Source organism: Mucilaginibacter terrenus, assembly GCF_003432065.1.
Classification (GTDB): Bacteria; Bacteroidota; Bacteroidia; order Sphingobacteriales; family Sphingobacteriaceae; genus Mucilaginibacter; species Mucilaginibacter terrenus.
Genome location: NZ_QWDE01000001.1, coordinates 1,075,410 through 1,088,322 on the forward strand (window position 1 = coordinate 1,075,410; position 12,913 = coordinate 1,088,322).

At 43.0% G+C, this 12,913-nt stretch carries 18 protein-coding genes; 10 read left to right on the top strand and 8 right to left on the bottom strand.

Annotation, left to right across the window (positions count from 1 at the left end):
• Nucleotide 1 precedes the first annotated feature (1 nt).
• Complete coding sequence (locus DYU05_RS04720) at nt 2–1,123, bottom strand: acyltransferase family protein (protein WP_117381814.1); 1,122 nt, start codon at nt 1,121–1,123, stop codon at nt 2–4.
• A gap of 125 nt (nt 1,124–1,248) precedes the next feature.
• On the opposite strand from DYU05_RS04720, the gene DYU05_RS04725 reads away from it, so the two are divergent.
• Nucleotides 1,249–1,467 (top strand): hypothetical protein, encoded by a 219-nt coding sequence (locus tag DYU05_RS04725; RefSeq protein WP_133300162.1) that lies wholly within the window; start codon nt 1,249–1,251, stop codon nt 1,465–1,467.
• Nucleotides 1,468–1,517: 50 nt separating this feature from the next.
• Here DYU05_RS04725 and DYU05_RS04730 read toward each other — a convergent pair whose 3' ends face one another.
• Together DYU05_RS04730 and DYU05_RS04735 are read right to left on the bottom strand one after the other, a co-directional pair.
• Nucleotides 1,518–1,745: a helix-turn-helix domain-containing protein gene (locus DYU05_RS04730; protein WP_117381816.1), complete on the bottom strand. Its 228-nt coding sequence runs from the start codon at nt 1,743–1,745 to the stop codon at nt 1,518–1,520.
• Between the two features lie 99 nt (nt 1,746–1,844).
• Nucleotides 1,845–2,789, bottom strand: coding sequence for a helix-turn-helix transcriptional regulator (locus DYU05_RS04735; protein WP_117381817.1), 945 nt, complete (start codon nt 2,787–2,789; stop codon nt 1,845–1,847).
• Between the two features lie 53 nt (nt 2,790–2,842).
• Between DYU05_RS04735 and DYU05_RS04740 the strand changes: the two genes are divergently transcribed.
• From DYU05_RS04740 to DYU05_RS04760, 5 genes are all read left to right on the top strand, one after another.
• Nucleotides 2,843–3,091, top strand: coding sequence for a putative signal transducing protein (locus tag DYU05_RS04740; RefSeq protein ID WP_117381818.1), 249 nt, complete (start codon nt 2,843–2,845; stop codon nt 3,089–3,091).
• A gap of 77 nt (nt 3,092–3,168) precedes the next feature.
• Entirely contained in the window at nt 3,169–4,191 is a 1,023-nt protein-coding gene (locus tag DYU05_RS04745) for a N(4)-(beta-N-acetylglucosaminyl)-L-asparaginase (RefSeq protein ID WP_117381819.1), read from the top strand.
• A gap of 1 nt (nt 4,192) precedes the next feature.
• Entirely contained in the window at nt 4,193–4,945 is a 753-nt protein-coding gene (locus tag DYU05_RS04750) for a copper homeostasis protein CutC (protein ID WP_117381820.1), read from the top strand.
• Nucleotides 4,946–5,068: 123 nt separating this feature from the next.
• Nucleotides 5,069–6,214 (top strand): methionine aminotransferase, encoded by a 1,146-nt coding sequence (locus tag DYU05_RS04755; RefSeq protein WP_117381821.1) that lies wholly within the window; start codon nt 5,069–5,071, stop codon nt 6,212–6,214.
• Nucleotides 6,215–6,269: 55 nt separating this feature from the next.
• The gene (locus DYU05_RS04760; protein ID WP_117381822.1) at nt 6,270–7,046 is read left to right on the top strand and encodes a nitrilase family protein; all 777 of its coding nucleotides are present in this window, start codon (nt 6,270–6,272) and stop codon (nt 7,044–7,046) included.
• An 86-nt stretch (nt 7,047–7,132) separates the two neighbouring features.
• Here DYU05_RS04760 and rpmA read toward each other — a convergent pair whose 3' ends face one another.
• The 5 genes from rpmA to DYU05_RS04785 form a co-directional block, all read right to left on the bottom strand.
• On the bottom strand, nt 7,133–7,519 hold the full coding sequence (rpmA, locus tag DYU05_RS04765) for a 50S ribosomal protein L27 (protein ID WP_117381823.1): 387 nt from the start codon (nt 7,517–7,519) through the stop codon (nt 7,133–7,135).
• A gap of 49 nt (nt 7,520–7,568) precedes the next feature.
• The gene (gene rplU / locus DYU05_RS04770; protein WP_117381824.1) at nt 7,569–7,877 is read right to left on the bottom strand and encodes a 50S ribosomal protein L21; all 309 of its coding nucleotides are present in this window, start codon (nt 7,875–7,877) and stop codon (nt 7,569–7,571) included.
• Between the two features lie 73 nt (nt 7,878–7,950).
• Nucleotides 7,951–8,640 (bottom strand): tetratricopeptide repeat protein, encoded by a 690-nt coding sequence (locus tag DYU05_RS04775; protein ID WP_117381825.1) that lies wholly within the window; start codon nt 8,638–8,640, stop codon nt 7,951–7,953.
• The gene (locus DYU05_RS04780; protein WP_117381826.1) at nt 8,641–9,138 is read right to left on the bottom strand and encodes a hypothetical protein; all 498 of its coding nucleotides are present in this window, start codon (nt 9,136–9,138) and stop codon (nt 8,641–8,643) included.
• Between the two features lie 70 nt (nt 9,139–9,208).
• On the bottom strand, nt 9,209–10,582 hold the full coding sequence (locus tag DYU05_RS04785) for a dicarboxylate/amino acid:cation symporter (RefSeq protein ID WP_117381827.1): 1,374 nt from the start codon (nt 10,580–10,582) through the stop codon (nt 9,209–9,211).
• A gap of 67 nt (nt 10,583–10,649) precedes the next feature.
• Between DYU05_RS04785 and DYU05_RS04790 the strand changes: the two genes are divergently transcribed.
• The 4 genes from DYU05_RS04790 to DYU05_RS04805 are packed head-to-tail and all read left to right on the top strand — an operon-like array spanning nt 10,650 to nt 12,853.
• On the top strand, nt 10,650–11,177 hold the full coding sequence (locus tag DYU05_RS04790) for a hypothetical protein (RefSeq protein WP_117381828.1): 528 nt from the start codon (nt 10,650–10,652) through the stop codon (nt 11,175–11,177).
• 50 nt (nt 11,178–11,227) lie between these two features.
• The gene (locus tag DYU05_RS04795) at nt 11,228–11,728 is read left to right on the top strand and encodes an RNA polymerase sigma factor (protein ID WP_117381829.1); all 501 of its coding nucleotides are present in this window, start codon (nt 11,228–11,230) and stop codon (nt 11,726–11,728) included.
• On the top strand, nt 11,715–12,305 hold the full coding sequence (locus tag DYU05_RS04800) for a hypothetical protein (protein ID WP_117381830.1): 591 nt from the start codon (nt 11,715–11,717) through the stop codon (nt 12,303–12,305). Before DYU05_RS04795 ends, DYU05_RS04800 begins: the two co-directional genes overlap by 14 nt.
• Before the next feature lie 26 nt (nt 12,306–12,331).
• On the top strand, nt 12,332–12,853 hold the full coding sequence (locus tag DYU05_RS04805) for a GNAT family N-acetyltransferase (RefSeq protein ID WP_117381831.1): 522 nt from the start codon (nt 12,332–12,334) through the stop codon (nt 12,851–12,853).
• Nucleotides 12,854–12,913 lie beyond the last annotated feature (60 nt).

The window sequence follows — 12,913 nt, forward strand, 5'->3', positions numbered from 1 at the left end:
GCTACCGCGTGGTTCTTTGCACCAGTAACCTCTTTTTTAACCATGCGCGTACCGGTTCGTCGTACAACTTCAATGCGGTATAAGCAAGCAGTATAAAAAAGAAGAAGAGGCTTACTGCAACTAATATCACCTGCGATGGTTCAGGCTTGGCTTTTATGATCCAGAAGGTGTAGATGTAGATGAAGGGATAGTGGGTAATGTAAATAGGATATGATATATCACCGGAGAACTTGCATAGCTTTGCCCATCTGCCATTGATGGTACCTCCTGCTCCGGCCGCAACAATCAACGGAAAAGCAATAATAATCACTGCGGCCTCGTAATACCCGTTCCATGAGAAGTACGGAAGAGAAAAGAGAATTAATAGCACTAATGAACAAACCGTGTAAGCCATAGGTATACGAATAAGCTTTCCGGTGCGATAAAGCAACAGGCCGGCAAAGAAAGGGAACATCATCCGTACCGGAGCTACCCAGATATTAGGATATTGCCCGGGCGTAGAACTACCAAACAAATCTGCAAGAAATTTCGATTTTATTGGCCCATAGCCCCAGCCGGTGCCTACATCACCATGGTCCACAGCAACTACGGTTAATACAATGCCGCTGATGATAACAACTATCCAAAGAACCACGTTGCTCATCTTTTTGCCAAACACAGCGTAAATCAAGTTGGCTATATACTCCTGCATCAAGCTCCAGCAAGGGCCGTCAAGCGGGTGTGATTCGCCCCATCCCCTAACATCCAGTGGCGCTGGCAGCAACGTCATACCGATGAGTGTAAGCGCTATTAGCTTCCACATTACTACATGTTGGACATCTTTAAACGGATCAAACCAAAAAGCTACGGCCCCTATGATTGTGCCCAATATCACAAGCGGATGAAGGCGAACCAACCTTATTTTAAAGAATTCTTTTATGGTCATTCCCTTCGCCCATCTGTCGTCATAAGCATAGCCTACCACAAAGCCTGATAAAAGATAAAAGAAATCTACCGCAAGGTAACCGTGGTGCATTGGATGCTTAGGCATTTCTGGGTAATAGCCTTCTAAAAGGTGGAAGATCACGACCAGCAAAGCTGCGGTACCGCGCAAGCCATCCAATATCGGGTAATGAGGTTTCATTCTTAAGGTTTAAATTGGGTTTGGCCCTTAAGATAAGCTTATCCTTACGCAAGCGCAAAAAAAATAAATCCAATGTAATAAAACCTGCTATTTACTTATTAGTTTATTTAATAAACCGAAATGTCATGGATAACGATAAAGCGTTCTTGAAAAATAACGAACAAACAGACAATGAGACCAACAGAACGGCAAACAACCACGTGGAGGATCCGTCACAACAACTTGGCGACGATCTCTCAACTCAGGGCGATGTAGCGGAATTAAAAGAAAACCTTGGAGGTACCACAAACCTCTCGCTTGATCAACTTAAAGAAGATGATGGTGCGCCTAACGAAGAGGAGTAATAACATTAAAAGCTTCACCGGCAAGACTTTGGAATTATGCAGGTGAAGCTTTAGTTAAGCCGTTTAGCGTAGATCAGCATAAAATCGGCTGTGTTTAAATTAAGTGTTTCGCAGATAACCATAAACTTACCAAGGGTGATACCTGTTTGCCCCTGCTCCAGCTTGCTGTAAGCATTTTGCGACATGCTCAGTTTGGATGCTACATAATCCTGCGAATAGTTTAGTTCCAGCCTCCGTTCACGAATGATCGTGGCAATCAATTTTCCATCGTACTTCATTAAAGCTCCTTATGAACCGGGTTGATTTCGTTTACTCCGGATATCAATTACTTACGTAATTAACTTATAAGAAGTTTTATTTACATATCAGAAAAACATTTAGCTATTCCGGTTACCAATCTGTTCGGCTAATACTCTAACTTTATCTTTTACTGCTTCCGGGCTTATTACCTCCGCGCAGTCACCAAACATCATAAACCATCGCACAAAACCTTCAACAGAAATGGTCAGGAAGGTCATTTCCGTCTGCTCGTCATCAACCTTTTCAGATACGAAACCATTGTAATAGCGTTGCTCGTTTATGTAGCGTACAGCTTTATTATCAACTTTAATTACAATGGTCTCCAGTTTTTTCTCGAACGCTGTTTGTGCTATATATGCTTTTAGCGTAGGGTGCTTTCCACTATAAGTCTCGCCGGTTTCTGTAAGCGCGTATATACGGTCTGTTCTAAAATCTCTGTAATCTTCACGCATACGACACCAGGCAATCAGGTGCCAGTAGCTGTCAAGGTAAAACACACCTACCGGCTCTACGTCCCGTTGCGTATCCAGCTGATTATAACCTGCTCTATAATTAATCCGAAGTACTTTTTTATCCGCTATAGCATTTAGTATACCTTGTAAATGATCGGTGTTGTTAACACGCCGCTGGCTATGGCTTTTCAGCACCTCAATACTATTGTCCATGCTTTCCAGCAGGTCTTTTTCAGATGTTTTTAGTATAGCCCGTATTTTGTACATTGCCGATTTGTGTTGTGCTGCAGTTGATGTATCAGTCAGCTTCTCCACGAATTTTTCGGCTGTTAGAAAGGCTGTCGCCTCTTCCCTGGTGAACATAATAGGCGGCAGCCGGTACCCTTCCACAAGCGAATACCCCACTCCTGCCTCTCCAATGATTGGTATGCCAGCTTCTTCCAGCGATCGCACGTCTCTATAAACCGTGCGGAGACTTATGCCGAAACGATCGGCAATATCGCAGGCCTTTACCACCCGTCTCGATTGAAGTTGTATTAATATAGCAGAAATCCTGTCGACCCGGTTCATGTCTCTAAGTAAGTAAATTAAACTAATTTAGTGCCAACAGAGTTTATGTAAATATGAGCGATACCCAAAACGACAAGATCATCACCTTCGATTCTTATTACGATCCAATGCTGGCGCACATCATCCGTACCCGGCTGGAGGATGCCGGCATTCCCTGCTTTATTGCAGACGAGAATACGCTTGGTGCGCAGCCATTCTACAATCAGGCAGTTGGCGGAGTTAAGATAAAGATATTTGAACGTGACCTGGAAAAATGCCAACAAATACTTGCAGAAGACAACACCTTGCCTGATGAGCAATAATCAATATAGAATGATCAATTATTGTATTAAAGCCGCTACAATTATTTTTAATTAACTACCTTTTATATCTTAGCCAAATGTATAGCCGTCGCAATTTTCTAAAGTTATCTGCAGCTACTGCCTCACTTGCAGCAGTATCAAAATATACACTTGCAAAGCCCGCTGTTAAAGCAGAAGTTGTTAATTATCCTATCGTTATATCTACCTGGGATTTTGGCGTGGCAGCCAACCAGGAAGCCTGGAAAACATTGTCAACAGGTGGCCGGGCGGTTGATGCTGTAGAGGCTGGCGTTAAAATACCTGAGGCAGACATGAAAAACCATTCCGTAGGCCGGGCAGGTTATCCTGACCGCGACGGATTTGTAACACTCGATGCGTGCATTATGGATGAACTGGGCAATTGCGGATCAGTAGCCGGTATCGAGGACATTGCACATCCAATTTCGGTGGCGCGTTTGGTAATGGACAAAACACCTCACGTGATGTTGGTAGGCGACGGGGCGAGGCAATTTGCCATAGAACAGGGTTTTAAGGCCGAAAGACTGCTGACGAAAGAATCAGAGAAAGAATGGAAAAAATGGTTAAAAAAGGCCGTTTACTCTCCCAAAATAAATATCGAAAACGAAATGATGAAACCCGGCAGCAAGTATAACCACGATACTATTGGTATGCTTGCTATTGATGCAAAGGGGAACATCAGCGGTGCATGTACCACCAGCGGCATGGCCTTTAAAATGCATGGCCGTGTAGGCGACAGCCCTATTATAGGCGCCGGACTATATGTAGATAATGAGGTTGGCGGTGCCACCTCTACCGGAGTTGGTGAAGAAGTTATACGCAACGTAGGCAGTTTTTTGGTAGTAGAATTGATGCGGCAGGGAATGTCTCCTGAAGCAGCTTGTAAAGAGGCTGTCGATCGCATTATCCATAAAAAACCGGAGAAATCTAAAGAAATACAAGTTGGCTTCTTGGCCATCAACAAAAAAGGTGAGTATGGTGCCTATGCATTACAGGAGGGTTTTAGCTTTGCTGTATGCGATAAGGATAAACAGGATCTAATCATTCCTGGCAAAAGCGTGTACAAGGAGGTTAAGAAGTAATATGCCGCAACAGGTAATGTTAGAGGTTTGCGCTAACTCTGCCCTATCGGCTATAGCCGCGCAGGAAGGCAGGGCTAGACGCGTAGAACTGTGCGAGAATCTTGCGGAAGGCGGCACCACCCCATCATACGGGCAAATACTGCTGGCTCGTAAACACCTCACTATTGACTTGTTTGTACTTATCCGTCCGCGCAGCGGCGATTTCCTTTACTCGGATCTGGAGTTTGACATAATTAAAGCGGATATACAAAACTGTATAACAGCAGGCTGTGACGGCATAGTTATGGGCATATTGAAGGCTGATGGCACTATTGATAAGCCACGCTGCTCCGAACTTGTACAAACGGCAAAAGAACATGGCCTTGGCGTAACTTTTCACCGCGCGTTTGACTTATGTGCTGATCTTTATCAAGCCCTTGAGGATGTAATAGAACTTGGCTGTGACCGCATACTTACATCGGGCGGTAAAAGCACCGCGATGGAAGGCGCTAATGTGCTGAATCACTTGATTGAGAAAGCCAATGGCCGCATCATAATAATGCCCGGTAGTGGTATAAACAATAAGAACGTTGCAGACCTGGTTCACTTTACAGGAGCATCGGAGGTACACAGCTCCGCGCGAAGTCATGTCTCCAGTAAAATGATTTACAGGAACGATCATATCCTGCTTAGCAACGGCTACACGGATGAACACGGGATAGATGTAACAAGTGCCGAGCTGGTAAAAGACATAATTAAAGCTGCTAATAGCTAAGTTTTACAGCTATTTTATATTGATTTAACAAGCGCTTGTTAAAAACTGTAACCAGTAATAAAATCTATTTCATTTTACAATAAAACCATCGTTGCGTACATATTTTGGGTATTTTAGCCGCTGATGATACCTGTGATTTCTAAACTACCCCAAACTGGAACAACGATATTCACCACCATGTCGGCCTTGGCCGCAGAGGTGGGCGCTATCAACCTCTCACAAGGGTTTCCTGACTACGAAAGCTCACCCGAACTGATCGAACTGGTTACCAAAGCCATGAAAGATGGTTATAACCAGTATGCTCCTATGCCGGGCCTTATGTCGCTTCGGGAACAAATAGCTATTAAAACAGAAAAGCTTTATGGTGCCGTTTACAACCCGGATACGGAGATAACGGTCACCGCCGGTGCCACCCAAGCTATCTTTACGGCTATAAGCGCCCTTATCCATCCAAATGATGAGGTAATTATCTTCGAGCCCGCTTACGACTGCTACGCGCCCGCTATAAAGCTAATGGGCGGTGTAGTAAAATCACTTGAGCTTGATCCTCCAAACTACCGTATTGCGTGGGATATGGTTAAAAGGCTCATCAATAACAAAACAAGGATGATCATCCTTAATTCTCCGCACAATCCTACGGCTACTATTCTGAGCAAGGAAGACATAGATGAGTTAAGCGCATTGGTAAAGCATCAGGATATTTTGATACTAAGCGACGAGGTGTATGAACACCTGGTTTACGACGGCGTGCAACACCATAGTATGGCCCGCTATCCCGAACTGCAGCAACGCAGTGTTATTGTAGCTTCGTTCGGTAAAACTTACCACGCTACAGGCTGGAAAGTAGGGTATTGCCTCGCCCCTGCCTACCTGATGCAGGAGTTCAGGAAAATACATCAATTTCTGGTGTTTAGTGTAAACGCACCTATGCAACACGCCATTGCAGAATACCTGAAAGATGAAAATACTTATCTGGGTTTGCCAGATTTTTTCCAGCAAAAAAGAGACTACTTCAGAGAAGGCCTAAAAAACAGTCGTTTTAAGATACTTCCTTGTGCCGGATCGTATTTTCAATCAGTCAGTTATAGTGCTATCTCTGACGAGAAAGACAGCGACCTGGCTATTCGTTTAACTAAAGAGTTTGGGGTCGCTGCTATACCTGTTTCGGCGTTTTATCGTAAGGCCACAGACAACCATGTATTAAGGTTTTGTTTTGCTAAAAGGCAAGAAACGCTCGATAAAGCCGTTGAAAGATTAATTAAGGTTTAACCTTACTGCTAAATTTACGTACACTTAACTTAGCCGTTACCTAACATCTGCTCTTATGGATAATTTAAAAATTACCGTTTACCAGGGATATTTATTTTGGGAAAATGTCGACAAAAATCTGCAGAATATAACCCTGAAATTATCCAACATACGCGAAAAGACTAATTTGATCGTACTGCCCGAAATGTTCAATACCGGCTTTACCATGAATGCTGAGGCGCTGGCTGAACCCATGGGCGGCAGAACCATGCAATGGATGCATACAACCGCACAAAAGTACGATGCAGTTGTAACCGGCAGTCTGATCATTAAAGAAGAGGGTAAATACTACAATAGATTAATATGGATGCGCCCGGATGGCACCCACGAAAAATACGACAAACGCCACCTGTTTGCCTTGGGTAAAGAGCATGAGACCTATACTGCCGGTACAGAAAAACTAGTGGTAGACCTCAACGGGTGGAAGGTAAGCACTGCTATATGCTATGACTTGCGTTTCCCGGTGTGGCTGCGCAATGTAGATGAAGCTTATGATGTTTTGCTGATAGTTGCCAACTGGCCCGAAAAGCGGGCATTACACTGGCGCACGCTCGTTCCGGCAAGGGCTGTAGAAAACCAAAGCTATGTAATTGCGGTAAACCGTGTTGGGCACGATGCTAACGAAATATACCATTCCGGAGACTCTACCTGTATAGATCCTAACGGAAAGGTAGTTTATTACAAACGTGATGAAGAGGATGTATACACGTTCTCCATCATTTATGATGAAGTTAAAAAAACGCGTCGAACCCTGCCTTTCTTAAAGGATGCGGATGAATTTAGTATAGAATAGCCAGATACAACAACAATACTCAATAAAAACAAGAAGGCCCTTATCATACGATAAGGGCCTTCTTAATATCTTAGCTTAGGCTAATTTTACTCAGCAACTGCTTCTTCTGTATCAGCAGCAGCTTCTTTCTTTGCTTTAGGAGCTTTCTTTGCAGGTGCTTCTTCAGTAGCAGCAACAGCCTCTGGTGCCGGAGCAGCAACTTCTGCAACAGCTGCAGTTTCGAAAGGAACTACAGATACGTATGAACGGTTATCAGCTTTCTTTTTGAAGATTACCTGACCATCAGCCAGTGCAAATAAAGTGTGATCTTTACCTAAACCTACGTTAAGGCCCGGGTTGTGTTTAGTACCACGCTGACGAACGATGATGTTACCTGCAATAGCTGGCTGACCACCGAAAATTTTGATACCTAAACGTTTGCTATGTGATTCGCGGCCGTTTCTTGAACTACCGGCCCCTTTTTTATGTGCCATTTCTTAATTCCTTTTGTGACCAGATCAGATCGGGTCGGTTAAAATTTAATTATAATGTGATACCGGTGATCTCTATCTTGGTAAACTGCTGGCGGTGACCATTTTTCTTTTTGTAACCTTTTCTTCTTTTCTTTTTGAAGATAATTACTTTATCACCTTTTAAATGAGACACGATCTTAGCTGATACCTTAGCGCCTTGTAGGTCTGCACCTAACTTAAAGCTACCTTCGTTTTCTGCTAATAACACGCTGTCAAATTCAATACTAGCGCCCTCATCCCCCTGTAAACGGTGTACAAAGATCTGCTGGTCTTTTGCAACTTTAAATTGCTGTCCGGCTATACTTACTATTGCGTACATTGTTATTAATTATTGTTTTAAATTTTGAGGTGCAAATATAGTTTTAATAACTTACAAAAACAACGCTTATAAATTATTTACATTGCCGCTTTAATGCCGTTGTAAAATCCGGTGAAATGGGCGTACCGCCTAGCGCCTGGCAATCCTTGTAGTATTTCCATGCATTAGCACAGTCCTGTATTAAAAAATAACAAATAGAAAGCTTATATAAAGTATTTAGATTTTTGGGGTCAACTTTATACGAGGCGTTAAGCAGAGTTAGGGCCTTTTCAAGCTTCTCAGGAAATTTGCCCTGCTCCTGCTGGAATTCCGCAAAATAGATAGTGGCCTTATCAGTTAATATTACAGCACTATTTGGATTGATGGACAATCCTTTATCATATTGCCTTATTGCTTCCTCTTTATCACCAAACATAACATAAACAGCACCGTATCCCCAATACACATTCTCGTTTTTAGGGTCAAGTAGATAAGCTTGATTAAAGCGAGACATTGCCGTCCTCATATCACTGTTATATAAGTACTTAAACTCAAGGTTGATAAGGTGGTCTGATCCTTTACGGCGAGTACGGTCTTGCTTTAAAACCGTAGCAATAAGCTCGTCATCTGCTGCTATCTGTTCCTTGGTTTTAACGGCATGTCCATACTCAGGTTGTAGCCTAATATCGTTGGACGCTTCAGTCTTCCAGTTGATGTAATTTATTTTTTGAGCATAACTCACGAAACACATTAAGCAGAATAACAGTGTTAGATAGCGTTTCATTTATTTATCATATCTGGCAGATGCTTCGGTCAACTTACCTTGTATCTCTTTAATCAAGCGCTCGTTAGCATCCCTGAGTTTCTCGTGCCCATCGTAATTGGCATAATAAATTACACGCTTGCTTTTGCGCTTATAATTAAACTGCACTATAAAACGGGGAACGTGCTTTTTGGTGGTATCTCCTATCTCATTACTCGGGAAGTCCCAATAGCCAAGTTCAGCTGCCTTACGGTGAAGGTATAGTAAGTCGTCTTTGGTAAGCCAAAGCTTTTTCTTTACTATAGAGTCTTTTTTGTTTACGAACTGGTACGCGCCTGTTTCAGAGTTGTACTTATTAAAAAGGCTGTCGCGGTAGCCATATTCTATGGTAAATGACTGGAACTCCGCAAACTTATAAGGCGCGTTTTTTACCATCATACCATAATAGTAAACACAGTAGAGCAGGAACGGTACAGCAACGCTGAGGATAAAGAATATTTTTTTGGAACGTAAGGACATTTAATTAGCTAATTAATGATTTAAAAGGCTGCAAAATTCGGCATTCAAAAACGTTATCCGAAATAAATCATTAATTATCCAGCTCTCCCTCCCATTTGCTCACTACGGCAGTCGCCATAGCGTTACCCAACACGTTGGTAGCAGAACGGCCCATATCCAGTAGAGGGTCTATGCCAATGAGCAGTGCCAGGCCTGCTTCGGGTATGTTAAACAGCGATATGGTACCCGCTATTACCACCAGCGATGCACGCGGTACGCCCGCAATACCCTTACTGGTAAGCATCAGCACCAACAGCATAGATAGTTGTTGTTCAAAAGAAAGGTGTATACCGTAACTCTGCGCCAGGAACAGCGAAGCGAACGTCATGTACATCATCGACCCATCCAGGTTAAAGCTGTAGCCCAGGGGCAGTACAAAGCTCACAATCTTATTATTACAGCCAAACCGCTCCAACTCTAATAATACTTTTGGATAGGCGGCCTCACTGGTAGATGTACTGAAAGCAATAAGCATAGCATCTTTTATTCTGCCGACTAAATTGAACGCACGCTTTTGTAATACAGCAAAACCTGCCAGTACAATCACCAGCCAAAGCAGCAGTAACGAAAAGTAAAACTCACCTATAAAAATCGCGTAAGTAGACAATATCCCCAATCCTTGCTTGGCAATAATAGCTGTGATAGCTCCGAACACTGCTAACGGAGCCAGTTGCATAACATAGCCTGTGATCTTTAATATCACGTGTGCAACAGCATCCAGCGCCTTAATAACTATCTGGCCTTGCTCACCAATTGCTGCTGTAGCGACACCAAAGAACAGCGAGAAAACTACTATCTGTAGTATCTCGTTATTGGCCATAGCCTCAATAAAGCTTTTTGGGAAAACGTGACCGATGAAATCGCGAAGCGACAACGCTGTTTTTTGTATACCTGTAGAAAGGTGACTATCCGGTAGCGGAAGGTGCATGGCCTCCCCAGGGCGAAAAAAATTCACCAAAACCATACCCAGCAACAACGACACCAAAGTTGCGCTCAGGAACCAAAGCAGCGTTTTGCCACCAATACGGCCCACTGACTTTATATCGCCAACCTTGGCTACACCTACCACCAGCGTGGTAAAAACGAGTGGTGCCACTATCATTTTTATCAATCGCAGGAAAATGTCGCTTAGTACAGTAAAACCTGTTAGTTTATCCTCACGCAAGGTGTCGTTTTCTTTCCGAACTTTTACCTGCGCCTCGCGTTCTGTTTTAAGTGCTTTATAAACGGTGGTGGTACTATCAGGCATATCCAGCGCCTGTTTATCAATGCTTTTAATGGCTGCCTCGGCAGTGCTCATTTTTGCATTGATGCTGTCAATAACAGTTTTATTATAAATATAACCGGCAATAACGCCGAGTACCAGAGCTAAGAAAATATATAATGTAAGTTTGTTTTTTTGCATTTGGTTAGTTCAGTTTGCTAAACTACAAAAATTACTATGTTGCGTAAAGTTTAATATAAGGCCCTAAATGAGTGTTACTACCTACGGTTTACAACAAATAAAAAAAGAGCTACAACACCTGACTAAGGAAGATTTGGCCGAGCTGTGCCTGCGCCTTACCCGCTATAAAAAAGAGAACAAGGAACTACTGGCCTACCTGCTGTTCGAAGCACATAACGAGCACGACTTTATTGAAAGCGTAAAGGCCGAAGCTGGTTTCATGTTCAGCCAGTTGCCGCCTCAGAACTACTTTGCAGCCAAAGCGCTCCGTAAAATACTCAAGTTGTTGAGCAAGTACATCAAGTTTATTGGATCTAAAACTGCTGAGATAGAAATGTTGCTTGCCTTTTGCCAGGGATACGTGCAATATGCGGCAAAGCAATCATCCTATAAACCTATCAGGATGATTCTGACCCGCCAACTGGAGAAGATAAAGGCTTCAATCAGCAAACTGCATGAAGATTTAAAGCATGATTACACGCAGGATTACAACAACTTACTGGATGATGCCGGCAAAAAACTGCCGTGGTTCAATAAAAATAGTTATTTGTTGTAACAATTACCTATTACCGAAGTCAAACCAACAAACATCTAAACTATTAACAGGTGGCCGATAATAAAGAAGAAGCTTTCCGTAAGGTATATCAAGCCAATTCAAAAAAAATTTACCATTTGTGCTACGGTTACACCGGCGACGACGATGCCGCCAACGACCTGCTGCAGGAAACCTTTTTGAAGGTTTGGCAAAACCTGCACAAGTTTCGTAACCAGGCACTCATATCCACTTGGATCTATCGCATAGCGGTGAATACCTGCTTAACTTATTTGCGGTCGGAAAAACGACAGGCAAAAGACGAGCTCACACCGCAAATAGCCGAAACCAAACGCGAGGAATTCTCTGAGAAGAACGAGCAGGTAGCACTGCTTTATAAGTGTATATCTAAGCTGGAGGAGTCGGAAAGGATTATTATAACTATGGTGCTCGATGAGTTGCCATACCCCGAAATTGCAGACATTTCGGGCATATCAGAAGGAAACCTGAGAGTGAAGATATTTCGTATTAAACAGAAGTTAACAGAATTATACAACCATTATGAAAGACTTTGATCATTTGATGATGGTTTGGCAGGGACAGCCAAAACAGGAGCCGGCAGCGGTAGACGAAGTATTAAAACAGGTTAAAAAAGGAATGAACAGTATTACCCGTAACTTATTTTGGGGTATTACAGGCATGATTGGAGCACTTGCCGGCATAGTGGCAGTAATGCTTTTTTTTGTGTTCACCTCCTGGGTAACTTACGCGGGCATGGCCATCATCATATTAACTATGGTAGTTTATGTAGTGATGATGATACGCGATTACCGACTGATACACCAGCGGGATGTAACCACCCACCCTACCGAATACCTGCAAAGCTTAAAAGAGTACCAAAAAAGTCGCACCAAAATTTACGGCTGGCTATACTATCTGTATGTGTTGCTGTTGAGCATAGGTCTTGCCATGTATTTTTACGAAGTGCTGGCAAGTGCATCAATAAGGTTTAAAGTAATTGCTTACGGGCTTACCGCTGGCTGGTTGCTGTTCTGTACCTTCTACCTTAAAGGCCGCATATTCGCCAGTGAGCAGGAGAAGCTTAACGTAATGATAGATCGCCTGGTGAGGTTACAGGAACAGTTCGACTAAGTACACGGCAGCAATAATTAGCTATCATGCCAACTACAATTTCAATTGAGCGAGTACCTGCGGACGACATAGACCGACTAATGCAATTAAGCCGCAAGACGTTTTTTGATGCATTTGCATCGCGCAACGGTCACGAACAAATGGAGGGTTTCGCCAAAATCGCATTTACAACAGAAAGCTTTACTCAACAGCTAGCTAACCCTAACTCCGAATTTTACTACACCCTTGTTAACGGGAATATAGCCGGGTACATCAAACTTAATTTCAATAACGCTCAAACAGAGCTGCAGGACCCTGATACCATGGAACTTGAGCGTATTTACGTGTTAAATGATTACCAGGGGATGCAAATTGGTTCTCAGTTGCTTCAATTTGCTTTTAACAAAGCTTTGGAGAAAAGTCTAAGCTACATTTGGCTGGGCGTTTGGGATCAAAATCACGATGCAATCCGCTTCTACCAACGACAAGGCTTTACCATGTTTGGCAGCCATCCATTTTGGCTCGGTAACGAAGAACAAACCGATCTCCTGATGAGGAAAGCGCTTTAAACCATACACATCTTATCTTTTTAATTAAAACTTTTGCACAACAGTAAACATTTTGTTTTT